We start from the raw sequence: 220 nt of genomic DNA, 5'->3' as shown, positions 1-220 counted from the left end.
CGGCGTGACCTGTGCACTGAGCTACAGCGATGTCAGCCGTCGCGACGGGTGGGCTTCAGTCGTCGCGCATACGCTGCTGCGAAGCTGGGAGATCGCTCCACTGGCGGCCGCGATTCCCGGCAGCATCGAGCGGTTGATCTATCCGATCGACAAGCCGAATCTGGACCCGTTGCGGCTGCTGCATTTCCTGGCGATCGCCATCGTGTGGCGAGGTTCGTGC

General features: G+C 64.1%; 1 protein-coding gene. It reads left to right on the top strand.

Annotation, left to right across the window (positions count from 1 at the left end):
• Positions 1-220 (top strand): OpgC domain-containing protein (gene opgC, locus G5A07_RS21955; protein ID WP_191864041.1); only part of this gene is annotated, 220 nt, incomplete at both ends.

The organism is Stenotrophomonas sp. AS012628 (assembly GCF_010608305.1).
Lineage (GTDB): Bacteria > Pseudomonadota > Gammaproteobacteria > Xanthomonadales > Xanthomonadaceae > Stenotrophomonas > Stenotrophomonas geniculata.
Note: the sequence above shows the minus strand (reverse complement) of the source record. Positions and strands in the feature narration are given on the sequence as shown.